Annotated in this window: 17 protein-coding genes; 12 read left to right on the top strand and 5 right to left on the bottom strand. The window is 69.0% G+C overall.

Going from position 1 to position 17,891, the window contains the following annotated elements:
• The first annotated feature begins 6 nt into the window (after positions 1 to 6).
• From ACGFH6_RS34715 to ACGFH6_RS34675, 9 genes are all read left to right on the top strand, one after another.
• The gene (locus tag ACGFH6_RS34715; RefSeq protein WP_393392616.1) at positions 7 to 984 is read left to right on the top strand and encodes a DUF2891 family protein; all 978 of its coding nucleotides are present in this window, start codon (positions 7 to 9) and stop codon (positions 982 to 984) included.
• A 194-nt stretch (positions 985 to 1,178) separates the two neighbouring features.
• Positions 1,179 to 2,378 carry an ROK family protein gene (locus ACGFH6_RS34710; protein WP_393392613.1) on the top strand — a complete coding sequence of 400 codons (1,200 nt, stop codon included), beginning with the start codon at positions 1,179 to 1,181 and terminating at the stop codon, positions 2,376 to 2,378.
• Entirely contained in the window at positions 2,375 to 3,628 is a 1,254-nt protein-coding gene (locus ACGFH6_RS34705; protein WP_393392611.1) for a 6-phospho-beta-glucosidase, read from the top strand. Before ACGFH6_RS34710 ends, ACGFH6_RS34705 begins: the two co-directional genes overlap by 4 nt.
• Entirely contained in the window at positions 3,619 to 4,644 is a 1,026-nt protein-coding gene (locus tag ACGFH6_RS34700) for an N-acetylglucosamine kinase (RefSeq protein WP_393392608.1), read from the top strand. The genes ACGFH6_RS34705 and ACGFH6_RS34700 overlap by 10 nt, the downstream gene beginning before the upstream one ends.
• A gap of 10 nt (positions 4,645 to 4,654) precedes the next feature.
• Complete coding sequence (locus tag ACGFH6_RS34695) at positions 4,655 to 5,185, top strand: hypothetical protein (RefSeq protein ID WP_393392606.1); 531 nt, start codon at positions 4,655 to 4,657, stop codon at positions 5,183 to 5,185.
• 213 nt (positions 5,186 to 5,398) lie between these two features.
• The gene (locus ACGFH6_RS34690; protein ID WP_393392603.1) at positions 5,399 to 6,832 is read left to right on the top strand and encodes a GntP family permease; all 1,434 of its coding nucleotides are present in this window, start codon (positions 5,399 to 5,401) and stop codon (positions 6,830 to 6,832) included.
• Positions 6,833 to 6,859: 27 nt separating this feature from the next.
• Positions 6,860 to 8,110 carry a CaiB/BaiF CoA transferase family protein gene (locus tag ACGFH6_RS34685; RefSeq protein WP_393392600.1) on the top strand — a complete coding sequence of 417 codons (1,251 nt, stop codon included), beginning with the start codon at positions 6,860 to 6,862 and terminating at the stop codon, positions 8,108 to 8,110.
• A complete protein-coding gene (locus ACGFH6_RS34680; protein ID WP_393392598.1) occupies positions 8,107 to 9,012 on the top strand; it encodes a hypothetical protein in 906 nt (301 codons plus the stop codon). The genes ACGFH6_RS34685 and ACGFH6_RS34680 overlap by 4 nt, the downstream gene beginning before the upstream one ends.
• 76 nt (positions 9,013 to 9,088) lie before the next feature.
• Positions 9,089 to 9,877, top strand: coding sequence for an IclR family transcriptional regulator (locus tag ACGFH6_RS34675; protein WP_360455019.1), 789 nt, complete (start codon positions 9,089 to 9,091; stop codon positions 9,875 to 9,877).
• Positions 9,878 to 9,953: 76 nt separating this feature from the next.
• On the opposite strand, the gene ACGFH6_RS34670 is transcribed toward ACGFH6_RS34675, so the two are convergent.
• Positions 9,954 to 10,922, bottom strand: coding sequence for a hypothetical protein (locus tag ACGFH6_RS34670; protein ID WP_393392594.1), 969 nt, complete (start codon positions 10,920 to 10,922; stop codon positions 9,954 to 9,956).
• Between the two features lie 234 nt (positions 10,923 to 11,156).
• On the opposite strand from ACGFH6_RS34670, the gene ACGFH6_RS34665 reads away from it, so the two are divergent.
• Entirely contained in the window at positions 11,157 to 11,612 is a 456-nt protein-coding gene (locus ACGFH6_RS34665; RefSeq protein ID WP_393392591.1) for a GNAT family N-acetyltransferase, read from the top strand.
• On the opposite strand, the gene ACGFH6_RS34660 is transcribed toward ACGFH6_RS34665, so the two are convergent.
• From ACGFH6_RS34660 to ACGFH6_RS34645, 4 genes are all read right to left on the bottom strand, one after another.
• Entirely contained in the window at positions 11,605 to 12,510 is a 906-nt protein-coding gene (locus ACGFH6_RS34660) for a neutral zinc metallopeptidase (RefSeq protein ID WP_393392588.1), read from the bottom strand. The two genes, ACGFH6_RS34665 and ACGFH6_RS34660, sit on opposite strands and share 8 nt — an antisense overlap.
• Positions 12,510 to 13,430: a neutral zinc metallopeptidase gene (locus ACGFH6_RS34655; RefSeq protein ID WP_393392585.1), complete on the bottom strand. Its 921-nt coding sequence runs from the start codon at positions 13,428 to 13,430 to the stop codon at positions 12,510 to 12,512. Before ACGFH6_RS34655 ends, ACGFH6_RS34660 begins: the two co-directional genes overlap by 1 nt.
• 173 nt (positions 13,431 to 13,603) lie before the next feature.
• A complete protein-coding gene (locus ACGFH6_RS34650) occupies positions 13,604 to 14,914 on the bottom strand; it encodes a neutral zinc metallopeptidase (RefSeq protein WP_393392582.1) in 1,311 nt (436 codons plus the stop codon).
• 28 nt (positions 14,915 to 14,942) lie between these two features.
• Positions 14,943 to 16,130, bottom strand: a complete 1,188-nt coding sequence (locus ACGFH6_RS34645; RefSeq protein WP_393392579.1) for a neutral zinc metallopeptidase — start codon at positions 16,128 to 16,130, stop codon at positions 14,943 to 14,945.
• Between the two features lie 205 nt (positions 16,131 to 16,335).
• On the opposite strand from ACGFH6_RS34645, the gene ACGFH6_RS34640 reads away from it, so the two are divergent.
• Together ACGFH6_RS34640 and ACGFH6_RS34635 are read left to right on the top strand one after the other, a co-directional pair.
• A complete protein-coding gene (locus ACGFH6_RS34640; RefSeq protein WP_393392576.1) occupies positions 16,336 to 17,103 on the top strand; it encodes an SDR family NAD(P)-dependent oxidoreductase in 768 nt (255 codons plus the stop codon).
• Between the two features lie 12 nt (positions 17,104 to 17,115).
• Positions 17,116 to 17,853, top strand: a complete 738-nt coding sequence (locus ACGFH6_RS34635; RefSeq protein WP_393392573.1) for an SAM-dependent methyltransferase — start codon at positions 17,116 to 17,118, stop codon at positions 17,851 to 17,853.
• The last annotated feature ends 38 nt before the right edge of the window (positions 17,854 to 17,891 follow it).

Here is a 17,891-nt window from a genome sequence, read left to right as displayed (position 1 = left end):
AGTCCCATGAAGTACGCCGCCGCCTGGGCCGCCATCGCCTGTCAGGTGCTCGAAACCCCGTACCCGTACGGTTCCGCCCACGCGTCGGCGAGTCCGGACGACGTGGACGTGACCCCGGACCGGTTGCATCCGGCGTTCCACGGCTCGTACGATTGGCACTCCAGTGCACACATGCAGTGGTCCCTGGTCCGGTTGCTCACGCTGGCACCGGACCAGGCCGGCCACCGCCCGATCGAGGTCCTCGACCAACGGCTGACCCCTGAAGCGATCGCGACCGAGGCGGCGTACCTGCGGGATCGCCCGTCGTACGAACGCCCGTACGGCTGGGCCTGGGCGGCGATGCTGGTCGCGGCAGCCCACAAGTTGCCCCAGGCAAAGAACTGGGCGGACGCCCTGACCCCGCTCGGCGACACGATCGCCGACCTCGTGCTCGGTTGGCTGCCGCGGCAGGCCTACCCGGTCCGGCACGGCGTCCACCTCAACAGCGCGTTCGCGCTCGCCTTGCTCCTCGAGGCGTACGACGACCTCGGCCGCGCCGATGTGGTCGACGCGATCCGAGCCCGCGCGCTTGAGTGGTTCGGCGCGGACACGGCGTACGACACGCGCTTCGAGCCGTCCGGCACCGACTTCCTGTCGCCGGCGCTGACCGAGGCGGAGTTGATGCGTCGGGTGCTGCCGGCCGACGAGTTCGCCACCTGGCTGGCTGCCTTCCTGCCCGGTCTCGGCGGCGACGCACACCAGCACCTCCTGGACGTGCCGATCACCGACGACTCCGGCGATGGACAGCTCGCACACCTGTCCGGGTTGGCGTTGTCCCGCGCGTGGCAGCTCCGCACCATCGCACCCGCACTGCCTGACGTCGCTGAGGTGCTCCGCCATGGAGCAGACCGTCAGCTCGAGGCAGTCCTGCCGACCGTGACCGATGGCGACTTCATGTCGACGCACTGGCTCGTGTCGTTCGCCCTGCTGGCGAGTCAGGCGTAGCCACTCCCGCCCTGCCGATCGCCACAGCCTCAACAGCTCCCGGTCGACATCGTCAGGTAACGCTCACCCCATCGGATCGATTGACACCCGGGTCGGTCCGCCGTACGGTCACGCGTTAATAGGAAACTTTCCTAACAGTCGCGAGATCAGCGAGCCGACCACACGGCAGCGGCGGATGGAGGCAGGGTTAGCTCATGGCAACGACACCCGGAACTCCCCGCCTGCTGCGGGCGATGAACGACCGCGCCGCCCTGGACCTGCTGCTGTCCCAGGGTCCGCTGTCCCGCACCACCCTCGGCAACCTCACCGGCCTGTCGAAGCCGACCGCGTCGCAGCTGCTCGCCCGGCTGGAAGCCGCCGGCCTGGTCCGCGCCAGCGGCACCAGCGCCGGCCGCCCGGGACCGAACGCCCAGCTGTACGAGGTCAACGGCGGCATCGCGTACGTCGCCGGCCTCGACGTCACGCCGACCCGGATCCGCTCCGCGGTCGCCGACCTGACCGGCAAGGTGGTCGGAAGCTACGAGCTGCCCACCCCGGGCCGCAGCGCCAAGGGGACCGTCGAGCGTGTGCTGAAGGCGATCGACGGCGCCGTCGGTGAAGCCGGGCTGACACGCGAGCGGCTGCGCCGCGTCGCGATCGGTACGCCGGGTGGGTTCGACCCGACCACGGGCCGGCTCCGCTACGCGACCCACCTGCCCGGTTGGCACGCCCCGCACCTGCTCGACGAGTTGGCCGCCGCGATCGCCGTACCGCTGGAGGTCGAGAACGACGTCAACCTGGCCGCGGTCGCCGAGCAGCAGATCGGGCACGCCCGGGACACCGACAACTTCGTGCTGCTCTGGGGCGAGGAGGGCATCGGTGCGGCGGTCGTGATCAACGGCCGGCTGCACCGCGGCGCGACCGGCGGCGCCGGCGAGGTCGCCTTCCTGCCGCTGCCCGGTACGCCGCTGGTCCGCAACGTCGGTCGCAACAACGCAGGCGGCTTCCAGGAGCTCGCTGGTGGCGAACCTGTACTGGAGCTGGCCCGCTCACACGGCCTGAAAGCGCGGACGCCCGAGGCAGCGATCGCGGCCGCGCTGCAGAGCGAGGGCGCCGGCGATGCAGTGCTGGCCGAGTTCGCCCACCGCCTGGCAGTCGGTCTCGCAGCGATCGTCGCGGTCGTCGACCCCGAGCTGATCGTCCTGGCAGGCGGTGTGATCACGGCCGGCGGCGAACGCCTGCGCGGCCTGGTCCAAGACGAGCTCGCGGATCTCGCCGTACCCCGGCCGCGCTTGCTGCTGACCGCGATCCACATCGACCCCGTGCTCTCCGGCGCTCTGCAATCCGCCCTGAGCGTCACTCGTGACGAAGTGTTCGACACCGCAGGTCCACCCATCCCGCAGGAGCCCGGATGAAACTCACAGTCGTAGGCGGCGGATCCACCTACACGCCCGAACTCGTCGACGGTTTCGCCCGGCTGACCGACTCGCTGCCGGTCTCCGAGCTGGTCCTGGTCGACCCGGATGCCGACCGGCTCGAGCTGGTCGGCGGACTGGCCCGTCGCATCTTCGCCAAACAAGGTCATCCCGGCCGGGTGATCACCACGTCCGACCTCGACGCCGGCATCGACGGCGCGGACGCCGTACTGCTGCAACTGCGCGTCGGCGGTCAGGCCGCCCGGAACGAAGACGAGACGTGGCCGCTGGAATGCGGTTGCGTCGGCCAGGAGACGACCGGCGCAGGCGGCCTGGCGAAGGCCCTGCGGACAGTCCCTGTCGTTCTGGACATTGCGGAGCGAGTACGGCGTACCAATCCGGACGCGTGGATCATCGACTTCACCAACCCCGTGGGGATCGTGACGCGGGCGCTGCTGTCACAGGGACACAAGGCCGTCGGGTTGTGCAACGTGGCGATCGGGTTCCAGCGGCGGTTCGCCGCGATGCTGGGTGTCACGCCGGACCAGGTGTCGCTGGACCACGTCGGACTCAACCATCTGACGTGGGAGCGCGCCGTCCGCGTGAACGGCGAGGACATGCTGCCGAAACTGTTCGCCGAGCACATGAGCGAGCTCACCGACGACCTCTACCTGCCGGCGGAGGTGCTGCTGCATCTGGGCGTCGTGCCGTCGTACTACCTGCGCTACTACTACGCGCACGACGAGGTCGTGCAGGAGCTGCTGACCAAGCCGTCACGCGCCGCCGAGGTCGCCGCCCTGGAGAAGCAACTCCTGGAGATGTACGCCGATCCGATGCTCGACGAGAAGCCCGCACTGCTCGAACAGCGCGGTGGGGCGTACTACTCCGAGGCCGCGGTCGCACTCGCTTCGTCGCTGCTGAACAACATCGGCGATGTGCAGGTCGTCAACGCCCTCAACAACGGCACGCTGCCGTTCCTGCCGGACGACGCGGTGATCGAGGTGCCGGCAACGATCGGTGCCGAAGGCCCTACACCAGAACCGGTCGCACCCCTTGAGCCCTTGTACGCCGGTCTGGTCGCGCACGTCACGGCGTACGAGGATCTGGCGTTGGAGGCCGCAATCAAGGGTGGATCGGAGCGGGTGTTCGAGGCTCTGCTCGCCCATCCCCTCGTCGGGCAGATCTCCATCGCGCGCGAACTGACGGACCGGCTACTCGCGCACAACAAGACGTATCTGCCATGGGCGTGACGGTCCCCGGCGGCGTGCTCGCGTTCGACGCGGGCAACAGCAAGACCGATGTCGCGCTGGTCTCGGCCGACGGGACAGTCCTCGGTACGGCGCGCGGCGGCGGGTTCGAACCGCAGATCGTCGGACCGAACGCCGCCATCGCGGGGTTGCAGCCGTTGGTGCGGGCTGCCGCGGCGAAGGCCGGGCTGACGCTCGGCGACGTACCGCTGGTGCAGCAGATCTCCTCGTGCCTGGCGAATGCGGACCTCCCGGTCGAAGAGGAGCGACTGGCCGCGGCCTTCGAGTCCTACGGTTGGGCGGAGTCGGTGTACGTCACCAACGACACCTTCGCGCTGCTCCGCTCGGGCGTCGACGAGCCGCGCGGCGTCGCGGTGGTGTGCGGGGCGGGGATCAACTGCTCCGGCCTGTTACCGGACGGACGCACTGCCCGGTTTCACGCACTGGGCAAGCTGACCGGCGATTGGGGCGGTGGGCCACAACTCGCCGAGGAGGCGTTCTGGTCGGCGGCCCGCGCCGAGGACGGCCGCGGTCCCGCGACCGCGCTGTCGACCGCACTGCCGGCGCACTTCGGGCTGCCGACACTGAGCGCGGTGATCGAGGCGCTCCACTTCGGCGATCTGCCGGCAGAACGCCAACTCGAGGCCGGGCCGCTGCTGTTCCAGGTCGCCGCAGCTGGCGATGCTGTTGCCCTCGGGGTCGTGCAGCAACAGGCGGAGGAGATCGTCGCGATGGCGGTCAGCGCGCTGCGTCGACTCGACCTGCTCACCGAGCCGGTCACGGTCGTTCTCGGCGGCGGGGTCCTCACCGCCGGCCACGCTGTCCTGGTCGATCGCGTCGTACGTCTGCTGGCCGAGGTTGCCCGAAGGCGGTGCCCAAGGTGGTCGACGTACCGCCGGTGGTCGGGGCGGCGCTGCTCGGGCTCGACCACACAGGGGCGTCCGCGGCAGCACAGGCCAGGCTGCGGGCGGCGTTCGCACCACCTCCGGCCGCTTGAAGGTCTCTTGATTGAGGTGTAATCATGATTACATGAGTACACAGACAGAGACCGAACGGGTGAGAGGCTGGCTGACCGGACGGCTGCCGGCCGAGTGGTTCGAGGGTGAGCCGGAACTGAGCATCGACCGGGACGAGATCCTGATCGTCGGGCGGATCGCGGCGCCCGAGCAGAGTGGCGACGTGAGCGCGGCCGAGCGGTCGGCCGCCGAAGAGGGCCGGATCAAGCAGTACCGGGAGGACACCCGGGAGCGCCGGATCGAGATCGCCCGCGAACTGGAGCACGCGACCCGCCGCAAGGTCGCCTGGGGTGTGCGGTGCGGCGAGACCCGGACGGTCTTCACGTCCCTGTCCGCGCCGGTGATGACCCGGCTCCGCCAGCCCGAGCGCCAGGTCCTCGACACTCTCGTCGACGCCGGCGTGGCCCGCTCCCGCAGCGACGCCCTCGGCTGGTGCGTCAAACTCGTCGCCCAGCACAGCGAATCCTGGCTCGCCGACCTGCGCGACGCCATGACCAAGGTCGAGGACGTTCGCCGCGCGGGCCCCGACGCCGCCACCGACTGAGTACTCGGAGCAGTAGCCACAACGTGAGACCTTGATCACCCGTCGCCACGGCGGCCGCACCCTCTGGGAGCGGCCGCCGTTGTCGTTGCGCGGAGATTCCGGGGACGTACCAGGTTCAACCTCTTGCCTACTTCGTGGGTCTATGTTCACATTGTGAGCCAGAAGATGTCCGCACTGTCCCCCGCGATCCCCGTTCGAAGGACTTCTGCCCCCATGACTTCTGACGTCGGAGTACTGATCAACACCGCGGTGGCGATCCTCGCCATCGTGGTCCTCATCGTCCGCTTCCGGGTCAACCCGGTGATCTCGCTGGTGGTCGGGTCGCTCTATCTCGGCCTGGTCAGCAAGCTCGGGCTGGACAAGACGGTCGAGACCATCACCAAGGGCTTCGGCGACATCATGGCCGAGGTCGGCCTGCTGATCGCCTTCGGTGTTCTGATGGGCTCGATCCTGCAGGAGCTCGGCGCGATCGAGCGCCTGGTCAAGCACCTGCTCCAGCTGTTCGGCCCGAAACGGCTGCCGTACTCGATGGCGCTCACCATCGCGACGCTGCTGCAGTCGATCTACCTCGACGTTCTGCTGGTGATCTCGGCTCCGCTGGCCCGCTCCGCGGCGAAGCGGATCGGCCCGCTGGGCAACGCCCGGATGGCGACCGCGCTGGCGATCGGCCTCGAGTGCGGCATCGTCCTGATGGTTCCCGGCGTCGGCGCGCTGGCGCTGTCCGCCCTGCTGCACGTCCCGCTCGGGAAGATGCTGCTCTGGGGTCTGGTGCTGATCATCCCGACCGTGCTGATCGCGATCACGATCATGACGTTCCTGTTCCGCCGCGGCTTCTGGAACGAGGCGGTGGACGAGCAGCAGGCCGTCGCCGGCGAGGCCGTCGCGATCGACGAGGACGTGAAGGAGACCGTCACCGTCGGCGGGGGCAGCGGCTCGACGGACGTGCGTCGTACTGGATCGGCGGGTGGCACTGGTGATGTCGCCGACGTGGACGAGACCGGCCAGCCGCCGCTGTTCGTGCTGTTCGTCCCGCTACTGTCGGCCTTGGTGCTGATCGGTTTCGGGGCGATCGCCGAGGCCGCCGACTGGGAGAACAAGGTCGTCGCACTGATCTCTGACCCGGTCGTGGCGTTGCTGGTCGGCCTGGTCGGCACCTGCCTGATCGGCCGGTACGCGATGGGACAGCCGCGGGTCGAGAAGGCGATCGCCCGCGGGTTCAAGGAGAGCGGCCAGATCCTGATCCTGACCGCGGTCGGCGGCTCGCTCGCGGCGGTGGTCGCGGCCGGCGGCCTCGGCGACATCCTGCGTGGTTACTTCAGTGCGAACACCGTCGCCCCGCTCCTGGTGGTCTGGGTGATGGCCGCCGCGCTGCACGTCGCGGTCGGCTCGGTCACCATCTCCGCGATCACCGCGGCCGGCATCCTGGCACCGATCGCCCCGGCGCTCGGCCTCGACCCGGTGCTGATCGCACTGGCCGCCGGTGCAGGTTCGCTGTTCGCGGTGCACGTCACCAGCAACACCTTCTGGCTGCTGCAGGCACTGATGGGCCAGACCACCCGCGGCACGTTGAAGAGCTGCACGATCGGGGTGTCGGTCGCCTCGGTGGTCGCCATCCTCCTGCTGATGCCGATCAGCCTGCTGTTCTGACCCACCAACCCTTGGAGAAGCACTGCTATGACCACGAGCGAGTCGCCGGCGCCACTGGCCGGAGTCCGGGTCCTGGAGCTGGGCAACTACATCGCCGCCCCGACGGCCGGACGCCTGCTGGCGGACTTCGGCGCCGAGGTGATCAAGGTCGAACGGCCCGGCACCGGTGACGAACTGCGCAACTGGCGGTTGTACGCCGGGACCACGTCGCTGCTCTTCCGCACGATCAACCGCAACAAGCAGTCGATCGAGCTGGATCTGCGCAGCGAGTTCGGCCGCCGGACGGTGCTCGATCTGGTCCGGCACTGCGACGTCGTACTGGAGAACTTCCGGCCGGGCACGCTCGAGGCCTGGGGACTTGGCCCCGAGGTCCTCAGCGCGGCGAACCCGGAGCTGGTGCTGACCCGGATCTCCGCCTTCGGGCAGACCGGGCCGATGTCGGACCGGCCGGGCTTCGCGGCGGTCGCCGAGGCGCACGGCGGCTTCCGCGAGCTGGTCGGTCACCCGGACCGGCCGCCGGCCCGGGTCGGCATCTCCATCGGCGACTCCATCGCCGGCCTGTACGCCGGCTTCGGCTCGGTGATGGCGCTCTTCCAGCGCGACGTCCGGCGTACGGCGGGACTGCCGCCGGCGCCGCTGACCGAGCGCGTGATCGACGTGGCGCTGAACGAGTCGATGCTGTCGATGATGGAGTCGCTGATCCCGGACTACGAGGCGTACGACGTACTGCGGGAGCGGATCGGCGGCCGGATGGAAGGCATCGCACCGTCGAACGCGTACCTGTGCCAGGACGGCGACAGCATCATCGTGGCCGGCAACGGGGACCGGATCTTCCAGCGGTTGATGGGACTGATCGGTCGTGCCGATCTCGCCAACGACCCCGACCTGCGGTCGAACGCGGGGCGATGGGCGCGGCGGGACGAGCTGGACGAGGCCATCGGTGCGTGGACGGCCGGACGGTCGGCGGCGACCGCGATCGAGGAGCTCGAGCAGGCCGGGGTTCCGTGCGGACCGATCTACACCGCGCGGGAGATCAGCCAGGACGAGCAGTACGCCGCCCGCGCGATGATCCAGCGGTTCGACGTCTCCAACGGCGCAGAGGTACTGAAGGATGTCGGGTTCCCGGGTGTGGTCCCGGTGATCGGCAAGCAATCGCTGCCGATCCGCAGCCTCGGGCCCGACCTCGGCGAGCACACCGAACAGGTGCTCGGCGGGTTGCTCGGACTGACCGCGGCCGAGATCCGGCGCGGATCGCAGGACCTGGAGGAGGCGTCGTGACCGTCGTACTGCGTGATGTCACGCTGCGGGACGGTCTGCAGCTCACCGGCAAGCCATTGCCCGTGGCCCGCAAGGTCGAGATCGTCAGATCCCTGCTGGCATTGGGGGTTCCGGCCCTCGAGATCGGCTCGATGGCGCGGCCGGATCTCGTGCCCGCGATGGACGGCACGCTCGACGTGATCCGCGAGCTGACGCCCGCGGAGCTGGAGAAGTGCTGGATCTGGGTCGCGACGCCGCGCCACGTCGCGCGGGCGGCCGAGGCCGGCGCGCGGAACTTCCAGTACTGCCTGTCGGCGTCGGACAAGCACAACCAGGCGAACCTCGGTCGCTCGACCGATGACAGCCTGGCTGCATTGCCGCAGGCGCTGGAGCTGGCGGCCGACGTCTCGGGCGAGGTCCAGCTGTGCATCGCGACCGCCTTCACCTGCCCGTTCGAGGGTGAGGTCTCGCCAGGCCGGGTGCTGGACATCGTCCTCGATCCGCGCACCGACGGGACCAGCGACGTCGTACTCTGCGACACGCTCGGCCAGGCGATCCCGGAACAGGTCCGCCACCTCGTCGGCCGGACGGCCGCCGTCGACGACCGGCCGATCGTGTACCACGGCCACGACACCTGGGGGCTCGGCGTGGCGAACAGCCTGGCCGCGATCGATGCCGGCGCGACCGTCGTGGACGGATCGCTCGGCGGGCTGGGTGGTTGCCCGTTCGCGCCTGGGGCGGCGGGGAACACGGCGACCGAGGACCTTGTGTTCGCGCTCCGGCCGGACTGGCTGACCCCTGCGAAGTTCGGCGACCTGGTGCGCCTGGCGGGCGGGCTGCTGGCCGAGCTCGGCGAGCCGAACCGTTCCCGCGCCGGCCAGGGTGCACAGGCCAGTACGACGTCCTTTCCCTGGGCGTCGTGATCCGGAGTACTGAGCGAGGTATCGAGGGATGATCGGCGACAGATCGGTGCGACGGCAGGTCGCATACCCTGATTCCATGGCGACTGCGGATCCGGTGGGTGGGAACGGTCAGCCCCTTCTGGTGCTGGGCAAGATCGGCGAGATCCTCGATGCGTTCTCGCTCGACCGGCCGTCGTTGACCCTCAGCGAGATCCGCGACGCCACCGGGTTCCCGACCTCCACCGTGCAGCGGCTCGTCACCAACATGGTCGCGCTCGGGTTCCTCGACCGGCAGGGCGATCAGCTGCGGGTCGGCGTGAAGATGGCGTACTGGGCGGCGCCGGCGGTGAAGGGGGTCGACGTACTGGATCTGATCGTGCCGCTGCTCCGGCAACTGCGCGACGCCACCGGCGAGACGGCCGCGTTCTTCCGGGCCGAGCAGGGGCATCGGGTCTGCGTGGCGCTGGCCGAGACGAATCATGCGCTGCGCCGGGAGATGCACGTCGGCAAGATCATGCCGCTGCACGCGGGGTCGGCCAGCCGCGTCCTGCTTGCCTGGGACGACGAGCTGGCGAAGTCGGTGCTGGCGCAGCCGCTCGGGTCGATCACTGACAGCACGATCACCAGCGCGGACGAGCTCGCCGCCGTGATCAAGCAGACCCGCGCCGACGGCTACGCGATCACCATCGGAGAACGCGAACAAGGCGCCTCCGGCCTGTCCACCCCCGTCTTCAAGGCGAACGGCGAACTAGCCGGCTGCCTCACCATCAGCGGCCCCACCATCCGCATGCCCCTGGACCGCTGCCTCGACTGGCTCGACCTCCTGGTCGAATCCGCCGAACACGCCACCCGCCTCCTAGGCGGCCGCTTCCCCACCACCATCTAAACCCCGCGGGCATCCCCACGGCTCACCCACACATCCCGCGTGCCTCCGCGCGGAGCGCGGAGGCACGCGGGGGTGATCAGGGTTGGCCGCCTCCTTGCCAGGTGCCGTTGGAGGGGGTGGAGCCGTTGGACCAGCCGCCGTTCTGCGGGGCGCCGTGGGTGGCTGGGTGCTGTTCACCCGGCTGGCCCTGGTAGCCGGGCTGACCCTGGTAGCCGCCCTGACCCTCGTAACCAGCCTGACCCTCGTAACCAGCCTGGGGTTGATAGCAAGCCTGGGGTTGGTAGCCGGGCTGGGCTTCGTAGCCAGCCTGGGGTTGGTAGCCGCCCTGACCCTCGTAACCACCGTCGGCCGGGTAGGCCGCCGTGCCGTTCGCGCCGGTGGCCGGCTTCTTGATCATGTCTCGGTCGAACAGGTTGCTGAGCGCACGGCCGGCCATCTCGCGACCCCCGAGGCCGAAAGCGAGGCCGAGGGCGAGCGCCGCACCCGCGAGCACGATCAGCAGCGTGTTGCCGGTCAGCTGGACCGCGATCCCGAGCTGGGTCAGCGCGGCGAACGCGGCGTACACGAGGATCGCGTACTTGCCCACCTTGGCGAGCATCTCGTTGCCGGTGGCACCCCGGATGATCGCGGCCAGGAAGTTCGCGAACAGCGCCGCCAGGCAGATGATCACGATCGCGGCGAAGATCCGCGGGATGTAGCCGAGCATATCGCTCATGAAGTTCGAGATCTCCGGTACGCCGAGCGCGGAGGCGAACATCGTGAAGCTGATCAGGAACACGAACCAGAACACGACCTTGCCCAGCATCGCCGAAGCGGTCAGCCCCGTGCCGGACCGCTGCAGCACACCGGACACACCGGCCCGCTCCATCCACTGGTCGAACCCGACCCGCCCGAGCAGCCTGCCGACGAGCTTCCCGAGCACCTTGGCGACGAAATAGCCGATCACCAGGATGACGAGACCGCCGAGCAGGTTCGGGACGAACGAGAGAAGCTTGCTGAAGGCATCTTCGAACGGCTGCGTGAAGTCGATCGCTAACGCGGACATCGGACCAACCTTTCCGGAACTGGGCCCGCATCCGCTGCCGCGCACACCGCACACGACCCCGGCACGGGCGGATGCAGTGGTGTCCAGTATCACTCGTACCCTTCGTTGCGCAGGGCAAACGGATGACACCGGCGTGTGACAGCGAAAGGTCCTTGCATAAGGCAATTACCGTTTCGGTACTACGGTCGTTACCCCGGCCGCTGAACCGATTCAGCGATTTGAGATGCTGCCGGTATGAACGATGTGGTGATCCGCCGCGCCACCAGCGCCGACGTTGCCGGGATCGTCGCGATGATCGCCGACGACCAGCTCGGCGCGACCCGCGAGTCGCTCGACGACCTGACGCCGTACCTGGACGCGTTCGAGCGCATCGACACCGACCCGAACCAGCTGCTGATGGTTGCTGAACGCAACGATGAGCTGGTCGGCACGCTGCAGCTCACGATCATCCCCGGCCTGTCCCGCCGCGGTTCCTCCCGCGGCCTGATCGAAGCCGTCCGCGTCGCCGCCCCCGCCCGCGGCTCCGGTCTCGGTACGACGCTGATCCAATGGGCCATCGAAGAGTCCCGCACCCGAGGCTGCACCCTGGTCCAACTGACCTCCGACAAGTCCCGGACCGCCGCCCACCGCTTCTACGACCGCCTCGGCTTCCTCAACACCCACGAAGGCTTCAAACTCAAGCTCACTTGATCTTCGCCCACGGCACCGCCCAGGTGTTGCAGGCCGACGGCCCTTCGGCCCGGAACCCCTGCCGCAACCACCAACCGAAGTTGTCCCCGACCTCACTGCGCTGGAATCCCGGGTGTCCGTAGTGCGCCAGCTGGCCTCCGTGCAGACGGAGCGTCTTCTGGTTGGCACCGAAGAAGGCCGCAGCGAAGCAGTGCGCCTGCATCTCGTTCCGGTCCTCTTCCCGTTGACGCGCGACAGTCCCCGTGGCGGCGCTCCAACGCCCGCCATAGCCATCGGCCAGCCCCGTCAACCACTGCACGTGATGGCCGTACTCATGCGCCATCAGATACTGGACCGACGCTCGACCCGCCTCCTGCCAATATCCCTCTTCGACCTTGTAGATCGGCCAGTTGAAGTAGATGCCCTGGTCGGCGTCGCAGTAGTACGCCCCCACGTCCTTCTCCATCACCCCGCACACCGAGGAGCTTCCCGTCGCAGCGGCATGCACCGCAGCAGGCGGCGTGAACTTGAAGTCCGACCGCTTGATCAGCGGCGCCCAGGCTCTGTTCAAACACTCGACGAACGCACTGGCGTAGCGGATCATCGCCTGCTCGGTCGCCAACCTCGCGGTCGGCAACGACGCGCACTCGGCCGCCGCCACTCGACCGGCCGAGTACAGCGGGTTGTGCAGCAGGATCTCGTTCTCCGCCAGCGCGGCTCGGTCGGCATCCGACACGTCGACCGCACTCAGAGACCTCGGAGCAGCTGTGGGAGATCGTTTCCCGGTCACCGCCGAAACCGGAGCCGGAGCCGTCGACTGCTCGGGCTCATTGAACGACCACACGACCCCCACAGCACCGACCCCAGCCACCAGGACCGCCACGATCGCGAGCACCACGGCTTTCGCCGTACTGGACATCAGCTGACTCGCTTCGCGGGGGCGACGAAGGTGTTGCAGGAGGAGGGGTTCGTGGAGTCGAAGGCGCGCAGGCTCCAGTAGCCGTGGTTCTTGCGGGAGCCGTGGTCGCGGACCTTGTCCGGGGCGTACTCGTCGCCGGTGTGAGTGACCTGGTCCTCCCACACGTCCAACCGCCAGCCGGTCAGGCGGAAGGGCTTGCGGTTCGCGCCGAGGAAGGCCGCGCCGAAGCAACTCGCCTGCAGTTCCAGCCTGCGCTCGTCCTCGAGCCGGACCGCCTTGGACGCTTCCGCATGGCGTGTCCAGTACGTCGTGAGGATCCCGACGGACGCCTGCAGATGATGACCGAACTCGTGCGCCAGCATGGTCTGGAAGTCCACCAGGTCCCAGGTCGCGTCGCCGGAGCCGACGAACTCGCCCCACTCGAAGCAGATGGTTCGCGCGGACGACTCGTAGTACGCATCGGTGTCTGTCGGACCGTCGTCGCAGGCCACACTCGCCGACTTCGCCCCGGCCTTGTACGCGACGACCACCGGACGATCGAAGTAGACGTCTGCGCGGGCTACGACCGGTGCCCAGGCCCGGTACATGCAGTCGACCATGACGCGGGCATACACCAGAAGCGCGGTCTTGGACCTCGGCGCCGACCCGGGCACCTTGCAGGACACCGCCGGGACCTTGCCCGCCGTGTAGAGCTTGTTCTTGAGGGTCATCGACATCATGTCGATCGAGAGCGCGCTCGACGGGGTCGTGGTCCGCGTCACCGGCGGCGTCGGCCGAGGCGATGCGCCGGCAGATGGTGGCGCGGCCACAGTGGCTGCCGTCGCCGGGGCCGCGACGCTCGTCACCGTCGATCGAGTAGCGGTTCCAGCAACCACAGCCACCACCACGACGAGAACCGCCAGCCCGACGGTCCTCACCACCCCCCGCACTAGGGCGTGTCTCCCAATTCCACGCCGTAGCGAGCAGGTGCTCGGCGGAGTGCCTCGGTGAGCTGGAGCGGAGGGCTCGATGTGGTTCCATCGTGCCCTTCGCTCCAGCTCAGCGAGGTGCCCGCCGAGCGCCGCGCAGTAGGCGTGGGACTGGGAGACACGCCCTAGCTCACCTTGCTAGCGGGCGCCGTGAACGTGTTGCAGGAGGCGGGGCTGGCGGACTTGAAGGCCGGCTGGCCCCAGACCCAGTGGTTCTTGCGGGACCCGTGGTCGCGGATCTTCTTCGGGTTGTACTCGTCGCCGCTGTGCTGGGTCTCGTACTCCCAGACCTCCAGCTTGGTGCCCTTCAGGCCGAGCGGCTTCTTGTTCGCGCCGAGGAACGCCGCGCCCAGGCAGCCCGCCTGGAGTTCGGTACGGCGGCTCCACTCGAGTTCCTCGGCCTTGGTCTTCGCCCAGCCCTCGCGTGACGACGCCGCGGTCAGCATCTCCGTCATGTTCTGAACGTGGTGCCCGTACTCGTGCGCCATCGTGTCCAGCATCCAGACCCGGGCGCCGAGCGCGTCGCTGCGGTAGTTCCTCAGATCGTTCTTCCAGCTGATGTTGATGCTCTCGTCGTACGAGCAGTAGTAGGCGACATTCTCCTCGCCGGCGCACGACGACGCCACGATGGTGCCGCTCTGCAGCACGATCTTGGGCGCGCGGAACTCGTACCCGGCCTTCTTGATCACCGGGGCCCAGGCCTGGTTCAGGCACGGCAGGAGGGCCCTGTAGTACTTGAGGATCGCGGACTGGGAGTTCGGCTTGATCGCGGGCTCTTTGCAGGCGACCGAGGCGACCTTGCCGGCCTTGTAGATCTCGTTCTTCTGGAGGCGGACGAGGTCCGGGACGACCGGGGCGGTGACGGTGACGGTGGGGTCCGGGGGGACCGGGAGCGGCGGCTCGGTGTTCTTGACCGAGGGGCGGGCCAACGGGTTGGCGACGGGGTTGTCGTAGGAGTCGATGAGTTTGAAGCCGCCGATCGTCGCGCCCGTGAGCATGATGACGACGAGGACGGAGAGGGTGACGATGATCGCCTTGGAGTAGTGCCGCGGGGGTTTGACCAGCGGCGCGTCGGCGGAGAACTGGGCGCCGGTACGGGAGGCCGGTGAGTGCCAGCCGACCGGGCGCGATCCGCCGGGGCGACGGGTGCCGGTCAGCGGAATGAGCGGAGCGCCGGCGAGCGGCGCCGGCGGAGGTGCGCCGTACTCTCCGGCCGCGTCGGGATCCGTCGGGAGCGGCTGCGCCTTCCGGCGCGCAGCCGGGTTGACGGTGCCGTGGAGTTCTCGAGCCTTGCCGAGGCTGCCCGGCATCTGGCGGCTCAGAGTGAGGGGACGCAGGCCTGCGCGGCTGCCGTCGGGCAGGACGTCACCGGCGCCGCCGGGCATGAAGTGCCCCGGCTCGGGCGCGCCGGCACCGTCAGGGTGCTCCTCAGGCATCGCTCGTCCCCCTCGTTCGTCCGTACCGTCAACTGACCTTCGCGGATGATGCCACGAAAGTGTTGCAGGTGCCCGGATCGGTGCTCGCGAACCCCTGGTTCATCCAGAGCGCCAGGCTCTTGCCGGAGCCGTGGTCGCGGACCTTGTCCTCGGCGTGCTCGTCACCGCCGTGCTGGATCAGCAGGGTCCACTGCCGCAGCAGCTCGCCGCGCAGCGGGAAGCTCGCCTTGGCCGCGCCGAAGAAGGCCGCCGAGAAGCAGCTCGCCTGCAGCGCCGCACGCCGGTCCTGTTCCAGCTGGCCGGCCTTGTTCGCCGCGGTGTCGCGCAGGTTGCCGTTCGCTTCGAAGATGCCGACCAGGTTCTGCAGATGGGCGCCGTACACGAAGCCCATCGACTCGGCCATCTGGACCCGGGCCAGCGCCTTGTTCTTCGGGTACTCGTCCATCAGGTCCTGCCACGGCATCGTCACGCTGCCGCCCTGGTCGTCCTGGCAGTACGACGAGACGTCCTTCTGGAAGCCGCATGCCGTCTCGTCGCCCTCGTCGAAGACGATCAGCCGCGGCGACCGGAACTCGAACCCGGCCTTGGTGACGATCGGCTTCCACGCCTTGTCCATGCAGGCGATCAGGGCCTGGTAGTAGGAGTAGACGTTCTCCTTCGAGGTCGGCCGGTACGCCGGCTCCTGGCACTTCACCGCCGGCAGCTTCCCGGCCGTGTAGAACGGGTTCTGCCTGACCACCTCGGCATCCGGCTTCGGCTTGCCGGCCGGCACGACCGGGCTGTCGCTCGGCCGGACCGACGGCGTGCCCATCGGGTTGGCGACCAGGTCGTCGTACGACGAGAGCAGCTTCGTGGCGAGCGCGATGCCGCCACCGGTGATCAGGAGGGCGACGACCACGATGGCCGAGACCATGATCCTGGACCGCTTCTTCGGGACGAACGGGATCGGCTCGGGGTGGAAGACCGCCTGGTACGCCGCGGCCGCGGGGTCGTCGGGCGGCGGTGGGCCGAGCCGGCTGCCGGTCAGGGTCGTACGCTTCGACTCGATCCGTGACCCGCGCAGAACCGGCGCCGCGTCCGGCGCGTCTCCGCTCAGCCGCGGCGTCGGCGCGGCCAGCGGGGTGGACCCACGCTGCGGTTCCCCGCCGGCCGGGGTGTTGTGCCCCTCGCCGCCGGGCAGAAAATGGCCAGGCTTAGGCGCCGGCTTGTCCGCCATGCTTCCCCGCTTCTCCCCAGTACCGGACTCCGCCGGTCCCACCCACTCGTCAGAAACGGCCGGGACACCCCCTGTCCCAGACCGACGAGCGATATTAAGCGCTGGACGAACGTCGCGGAAACCGCTTTGCAGCTTTTGACACCGTTTCGCGACCCGGTCCCGCCGGGAAACTTACTCCGGGTAACCATCGACAGAGGAGCAACGCATGAACGTCCTGGACACCTTTGCCCTAACGGGCAAGCGAGCCCTGATCACCGGCGGGAACCGCGGTCTCGGGCGGGCCTTCGCGCTCGCCCTGGCCGAGGCCGGCGCCGACGTCGCGATCGCCGCCCGGGACACCGAGCGGAACGCCGCGGTCGCCGGTGAGATCGAGGCCCGCGGCCGGCGCGGTCTCGCCATCCAGGCCGACATCACCGCTCCGGACGACGTACGGCGCCTGGTCGCTGACGTGACGGCGGAGCTCGGTGGGATCGACATCCTGGTCAACAACGCCGGGGTCGCGATCCACCGTCCGGCCCTCGATATCCCACCGGACGAGTGGCAGCAGGTCATCGACCTCAACCTGACCGCGCTGTGGAACTGCAGTACGGCGGTCGCCCCCGGCATGATCGAGGCCGGCGGCGGCGTGATCGTCAACGTCGGCAGCATGTCCGCCGGGATCGTGAACCGTCCGCAGTGGCAGGCGTCGTACAACGCGTCGAAGGCCGCCGTACACCACCTGACCCGCAGTCTGGCCGCCGAGTGGGCACCGCACGGCATTCGCGTCAACGCGCTCGCGCCCGGCTACGTGAAGACCGACATGTCGCCCGTCGACCAGCCTGAATTCCGCCAGAACTGGATCCTGGACGCCCCGCTCCAGCGCTACGCCACCCCCGAGGAGATCGCTCCGTCCGTGGTCTACCTCGCCAGCCCCGCGTCCTCCTTCATGACCGGCAGCGTCCTGTTAATCGATGGCGGATATTCCGTTTTCTGATTGGGTGGACGGATGGTGGAACTGCAGCGGGAGGCCTACCCGCGGTCGAACAAGTACGACGCCGAATGGGTGCTGGGTGGAGACATGGGCCCGCATCCGTTGTGGTTGCTCGAGGATCTCGCGCGGGACCTCGACCTGCGGCCGGGGATGCGGGTGCTCGATCTCGGGTCCGGGAAGGGCGCGACCTCGGTGTTCCTGGCGAAGGAGTACGGCGTTCAGGTGTGGGCCGCGGACCTGTGGGTGGACCCGACCGACGCGGCCGCGAACATCGCGTCGCAGTCCGTCGACGGGGTGGTGACCGTCAAGGCCGAGGCGCACACTCTGCCGTTCGCGCGGGAGTTCTTCGACGCGATCGTCTGCGTCGACGCGTACGAGTACTTCGGCACCGCGGACACCTACCTCGCCTACCTCACCAGCTTCCTCAAGCCCGGCGGTCAACTCGGCGTCGCCACCCCCGCGCTGCGCACGGAGATCCGCGACCTCGGCTTCATCCCCGACCACATCAAGAAGCTGGTCGGCTGGGAGGCGCTCGCCTGGCACACCGCGGACTGGTGGCGGTTCCAGTGGGAGATCACCGAGCTCGTCGAGGTCACCGCCGCGCGGCTGCAGGAGTCCGGCTGGGACGACTGGCTCACCTGGGCCCGCGCGGTCTCGGCGTACCGGGGTGAGCGGGACGGCAGCCTCGACATGCTCGAGGCCGACCAGGGCGAGTACCTCACCTTCGCGATCCTGGCTGCTCGCAAATCCTGAACCCGGCTGTCGCTCGTGGGCCCGCGGTAGGGGATGCT

This window comes from Kribbella sp. NPDC049227 (genome assembly GCF_043197265.1).
Taxonomy (GTDB): domain Bacteria; phylum Actinomycetota; class Actinomycetes; order Propionibacteriales; family Kribbellaceae; genus Kribbella.
Note: the sequence above shows the minus strand (reverse complement) of the source record. Positions and strands in the feature narration are given on the sequence as shown.